Raw genomic sequence first — 5,324 nt, forward strand, 5'->3', positions numbered from 1 at the left:
CGTGCAGCGCAGCCGGCGGCGGCGCACCACCAGCACGGCGACCGCGCCGGCGGCCAGCAGCGCCACGCCGGCCGCGATGGCGGCGGCGATCGGGGAGCCGGTCAGCGGCAGGTCGCCGCCGCCGCTGGCGGGCGAGGTCGACGGGGCCGGGCTCTCGGCCGGGGCGCTCGGCGACGGGCTCTCCGCCGGGGTGCTCGGCGACGGGGACTCCGCCGGGGCGCTCGGCGACGGCGACTCGGTCGGCGCGGCGGTGAAGGTGGCCTCGGCCTTGGCGGTCACGGTCTCGCCGGTGCTGCCGCCGAGGATCAGCTTCTGCGCGGGGCGGTCACCGGTGAAGAGGAAGACGCGGCCGAAGGAGACCGAGCCCTCGGCGGAGAGGGTGGCCTTCACCTCGCCGGCGCCGTCCGCGACGAGCCAGAACTGCCCACCGTTGGTGGTCGTGGTGACGGGCTTGCCCTCGGCGTCGACCGCCGAGCCGCCGCTGACCTTGAGGGCGATCTCGCCGGCCGGGCCCCTGACCGTGAACGGGCCGGCCTTCTCGCCCACCGTGGCCTTGGCGCTCGCCGGGTCGACGCTCAGCTCGGCCTTCGGCTCCGGCTGGTCGGTGGCGTTGGCGACGAGGTAGTCGTGGACCTTCTTGACCACGTCGTACTGCTTCTGGCCGAGCAGGTCCTTGTCGGCGGCCCAGTCCCCGAGGGTGACGTCGTCGCTGAAGCGCCAGATGGCGGTCTGGGTGCCGAAGTAGAGCAGCTTCTTGGCGTCGGCCTTCGCCGGCATGGTGGCGCCGGCGGCGACCAGGAGCTTCGCCGGGTCGGCGTTCGGGTAGCCGTGGGTGAGCACCCACTGCACCTTGCCGAGGTTCTTCACCTGGGACTCGTCCCAGGTGCCCTCCTTGTACTTGCCGTCGATGGCGACGTTGGTGCGGTAGTCGATGCAGAAGGTCGGGACGAGCTTCCCGTCGATCTCCAGCGCCAACGCGCTGACGCTCTTCGGCTTGCCGTTGAGCATCAGCTTGACGCTGCTGCCCTTGACCGACTTGGCGACGCCGGTCGTGTCGGCTGCGGCGGCCGGCGCGGCGAAGCCGAGCGCCAGCGCGCCACCGGCGACGGTCGCCAGGGCGATCTGCGCCCAGCGCCGTCCTCGTTGTCCGAACATCAGATTCGTGTACCTCTCCCCAGGGGTGACCCGCGACGGGGTCGGAGCGGAGCCGCCGTTCCCGCGGGATTTCGCACCACCCGCGCGCGAGAACGCGACGGGGCATTATGGGACGGGAATTGAGCGTTTGTCAGCCCCAGTAGGCCGCATTCGTCGCTTCCGTCCCGAAATGATGGGGAAGAGAATTTGATCAGACGAGGCGTCGGTCGGCCGCCCAGCGGGACAATTCGTACCTGTTGGACATCTGAAGCTTGCGCAGCACGTTGGACACGTGCGTCTCGACCGTCTTGATCGAGATGTAGAGCTCCTTGGCGATCTCCTTGTACGCGTACCCCCGGGCGAGCAGCCGCAGCACCTCGCGCTCGCGGTTGGTGAGCTGGTCCAGCTCGGGGTCGGCGACCGGCGCGTCGGGACGGGCCGCGAACGCGTCCAGCACGAACCCCGCCAGCCGCGGGCTGAACACGGCGTCACCGTCGGCCACCCGGCGGATCGCGGCGGCCAGCTCGTCCGGGGAGATGGTCTTGGTGACGTAGCCCCGGGCGCCCGCCCGGATCAGCCCGATCACGTCCTCCGCCGCGTCCGAGACGCTCAGCGCCAGGAACTTGACCTGCGGATGGGTACGCCGCATCCCCTCCAGCACCGCCCGGCCGCCGCCGTCGGGCATGTGCACGTCGAGCAGCACCACGTCCGGCAGGGTCGCGGCGATCCGGGCGATCGCCTCGGCGACCGTGCTCGCCTCCCCCACCACCTCGACGTGCGCGCCCAACTCGGCGCGGACCCCCGCGCGGAACATGGCGTGGTCGTCGACGAGGAAGACCCGCAGCCGCTCCGCGCCGGCACCCGCTCCCTCGACCGGTTCCATCGACTGCTCGGTCATCACTTGTCCCTTTCCGCCGTGGACGAGTCCCGGGAGATCGGCAGGATCAACCGGACCTCGGTCCCCTCCCCCGGCCCGGAGCGGATCTCCGCCCGGCCGCCGTGCCGCTTCATCCGCCCGATGATCGAGCCCCGGACCCCGTGCCGGTGATCCTCCACCGTATCCGGGTCGAAGCCCTTCCCCCGGTCGCGGACGAAGACGCTGACCTGATCCGGCTCGACCTCGGCGTACAGCGAGACCGTCTGCACCCCGGCGTGCCGGGCGGCGTTCACCAGCGCCTCGCGCGCGGCCGCGACCAGCGCCCCGACCCGCTCGTCGGTCTCCCGGTCGCCGACCACGACCGCCTCGACGGTGATGGCGAAGGTGTCCTCGACCTCGGCGGCGGCCTGCTCCAGGGCCGCGGCGAAGCGCTCGGTCGGCGACCCGGTCGGCTTGTAGAGCCAGTTGCGCAGGGAGCGCTCCTGCCCCCGGGCGAGCCGCTGGACGGTCTTGACGTCGGCCGCGTTGCGCTGGATCAGGGCCAGGGTGTGCAGCACCTGGTCGTGCACCATGGCGGCCAGCTCGGCCCGCTCCTGCTCGCGGATGCGCCCCTCCCGCTCCGAGCGGAGCTGGTTGTACGTCCGCCACAGCACCGGCGCCGCCACCACGCCGACGCCGGCCAGCCCGACCAGGGCGAAGATCACGCCGTTGAGCACCGCGTCGAAGTTCTGCGCCGGGGAGTAGACCGCGGCGACGCCGATGATGCCGACCGCGACCAGCACGCCGCCGCCGATGAACCGGAGCACGAAGGCGCGCCGGTCGCTCTCCTCCACGACCGCACCCAGCCAGGGCACCGGCATGGAGTCGCCCCACTGCCGCCGCCGCTCCGGGGCCGACTGGTGCCAGATGACCCCGGCGCCGACCGCGATGATCGCGACGAGCCAGCCGGCGGTGCCGGCCGCGCCCACCGAGTCGAAGACCATCACCTGCACCAGCAGCACCCCGAGGCCGATCGCCACGAACGGCAGCAGCTGGCCGACATCCCGGCGGGGCGGCACGGCGGTGTCGCCGGGGCGCAGCGGCACGACCGCCCAGAAGGCCGCGTACAGCAGCAGGCCGAAGCCGCTCAGCCCGAGCAGCACCATGAAGGCGACCCGCACGCGGAGCACCGAGATGCCGAGGTGGTCGGCGAGGCCGGCGGCGACCCCGGCGGCCATCCGGTGCTCGGGGGCGCGGTAGAGGCGGGGCGGCTGGGTCACGGCGTCGATCGGAGGCTCCCTGGTCACGACGGGCACGGGGCGGGCGACCGTCCGCTGTCGGCGCCGGTTCGATCGTCACACGGTGCGCCGTCGCGCGGCCACGGGGACGCCCCCGACATTCCGGCCGCCGGGATCTCAGGGTGGCGTCAGGGTCGGGTCCTGAGGTCGTCCGGGCGGTCGGGGAGCAGGATCGAGGGCATGACCGAGGAAGCTGCCCAGCCCCCGCGTCCCGGGGCGGCACAGCCGGGTGGACCGCCGCCCGCCCCGACACCCACGGACGGGCCCTCGACCGCCGGGTTCGGCACCCCGCCGCCGGTGGCCGCGCCCGACGCGGCCGGGGCGACCCCGCCCGGCGCCGGTCCCCAGCCGCCGCCCGCGGGCGTCAGCTTCACCTCGCGGTACGGGCTGATCCGCCCCCGCGACGGCCGCTACCTGGCCGGCGTCTGCGCGGCGATCGGCCGGGCCACCAACACCGACCCGGTGCTCTGGCGGGTGCTGCTGGCGGTGCTCGGCTTCTTCGGCGGCATCGGCATCCTGGTCTACGTCACCGCCTGGCTGATCATCCCCGGCGAGGGGGACAGCGCCTCCCCGGTCGAGTCGATGCTCGGGCGGGGCCGGTCCAGCATGTCCCCGGTGACCGTGATCGTGCTCAGCATCCTGGTCGCGGTCAGCTTCGGCTACGTCGTCACCGACCCGTTCCGCGCCGTGCTGCTCGGCGCCACGATCCTGATCGGCGGGGCGCTCGTGCTCAACCGGGACAACCGGGGCGTCCAGCCCGCGTCGACGGGCGCCGCACCGCCCGCCCCGTCCGCGCCGCCCGGCCCGGTGCCGCCGGTCAGCTATCCCGCGCCGGCCGCGTACCCGGCCCCGCCGAGCGTCGCCGTGGCTCCCGGCGGGGCACCGGTCCCGGCCGCGCCGCCGGCCGCGCGGGAGGACGTCGTCCCGGCCTCCGGCCAGCCGGCCGAGCCGACCGCCGAGCTGCCCGCCTGGAGCCCGCCGGCGCCCGCCCCCTTCCCCGGAGGTACGCCAACCGCCGCCTGGCCGCCCGCGCCGCCCACGACCGGCTGGCCCGCCGCGACGTCGGGCGCGCCGGCCCCGGGCCGTCCCGCGCCCCTGCCGCCGGGCTACCGGCCCCCGTTCGCCCCGCACGGCCCGTACGCCGGGCAGACGGCGGCCCCGCCGCTGCCGCCCAAGCCGCCGGTGAAGCCCCCGAAGCGCCCCCGCGAGCGCTCCCCCCTCGGCGCGGTGACCTTCTCGCTGATCTTCCTGGCCCTGGGCGCGGTCACCATCCTCGACCTGCTGGACGTCTTCGACGTCCGCGCGTCGGCATACTTCGCGGCCGCGCTGGCCACCGTCGGGTTCGGGCTGCTCGTCGGCACCTGGTTCGGCCGGGCCCGCTGGCTGATCGCCCTCGGCCTGGTGGCCGCCGCCGCGCTCGCGGTCGCCACCGTGACGGAGTCCTACGACCGGATCCGGGGCGTCGACGGCAACGTGACCTGGGCGCCCACCAGCCACCGCGACCTCGCCGTCCGGTACGAGAACAGCTTCGGCGACGCGATCCTCGACCTCCGGGCGGTCGACTTCGACAAGAAGAGCACCGAGATCACCGTGGCCGTCAACTTCGGCGAGTGCACCGTGGTGGTGCCGCCGGGCGTCGACGTGACCACGGTGGTCGACGTCAACGCCGGCGACGCGCTCGTCTTCGGCAAGCGCTCCGGCGGCCTGGACGGCCCGCTGCGGGAGACGACCGACCTGGGCGCGGACGGCGCCGGCGGCGGCACGCTGCGCCTCTACGTCCACGTGAACGCCGGCAACCTGGAGGTGACCCGGTGAAGGCCCACCGCACCGACATCGTGTCCTTCGCCTTCGGGCTGATCTTCGTGGGGATCGCCGCCTGGTGGCTGCTCGCCCAACTGCTCGGGCTCGCCCTGCCACCGGTCGGCTGGTTCCTGGCGGGCGCGCCGACTCGAGGAGAGTTTTGTGAGAAGACGTGCGCGACACGGCACCCTGGTGAGAGGGCTCGCCGGCGTGGTCGCGGCGGTGGTCGCGGCTGG

The 5,324-nt window shown here is 74.3% G+C and carries 4 protein-coding genes and 1 pseudogene; 2 read left to right on the forward strand and 3 right to left on the reverse strand.

Features of this window, described 5'->3' with window-relative positions:
* From ACWENR_RS29355 to ACWENR_RS29365, 3 genes are all read right to left on the reverse strand, one after another.
* Positions 1-1,155: Cys-Gln thioester bond-forming surface protein (locus ACWENR_RS29355; RefSeq protein WP_452280195.1), on the reverse strand; the 1,155-nt coding region annotated here is incomplete at its 3' end.
* Positions 1,156-1,345: 190 nt separating this feature from the next.
* Complete coding sequence (locus tag ACWENR_RS29360; RefSeq protein WP_452280196.1) at positions 1,346-2,032, reverse strand: response regulator; 687 nt, start codon at positions 2,030-2,032, stop codon at positions 1,346-1,348.
* A complete protein-coding gene (locus ACWENR_RS29365) occupies positions 2,032-3,297 on the reverse strand; it encodes a PspC domain-containing protein (protein ID WP_452280197.1) in 1,266 nt (421 codons plus the stop codon). The genes ACWENR_RS29360 and ACWENR_RS29365 overlap by 1 nt, the downstream gene beginning before the upstream one ends.
* 171 nt (positions 3,298-3,468) lie before the next feature.
* Between ACWENR_RS29365 and ACWENR_RS29370 the strand changes: the two genes are divergently transcribed.
* Both ACWENR_RS29370 and ACWENR_RS29375 read left to right on the forward strand, forming a co-directional pair.
* The gene (locus tag ACWENR_RS29370; RefSeq protein WP_452280198.1) at positions 3,469-5,103 is read left to right on the forward strand and encodes a PspC domain-containing protein; all 1,635 of its coding nucleotides are present in this window, start codon (positions 3,469-3,471) and stop codon (positions 5,101-5,103) included.
* Positions 5,100-5,324, forward strand: a pseudogene (locus ACWENR_RS29375) (hypothetical protein); the annotation flags it as partial. The gene ACWENR_RS29370 and the pseudogene ACWENR_RS29375, both read left to right, overlap by 4 nt.

The organism is Micromonospora sp. NPDC004336 (genome assembly GCF_053602615.1).